Raw genomic sequence first — 229 nt, 5'->3', positions numbered from 1 at the left:
GCCTCGCAGGACGTGGAGACCTCGATCATCGTGGCCACGCAGGCCTACGGGATCCACGAGACCGAGGTGGTACTGACCAACCAGACCATCTCCCTGAACTACGCGCCCGACTCCTCACGCGGCGAGGCCCCGTTCACCCTCCAGCGGGTGGTCCGCACGGCCTCGGTGAACTTCGAGGGGCTCGTGGCCGTCCACCGGCTCGTCGAGGAGATCGCCGCGGGCGAGGTGG

General features: G+C 69.0%; 1 protein-coding gene. It reads left to right on the top strand.

The features are described from left to right. Positions 1-12: 12 nt before the first annotated feature. On the top strand, positions 13-229 hold a 217-nt coding region (locus KVS67_RS13770; RefSeq protein ID WP_368669081.1), incomplete at its 3' end, for a threonine/serine exporter family protein.

The sequence above is a fragment of the Micrococcus sp. GbtcB5 genome, assembly GCF_019091605.1.
GTDB lineage: Bacteria > Actinomycetota > Actinomycetes > Actinomycetales > Micrococcaceae > Micrococcus > Micrococcus luteus.
The sequence above is the reverse complement of the archived record's forward strand: the minus strand, read 5'-3'. Positions and strand labels throughout refer to the sequence as shown.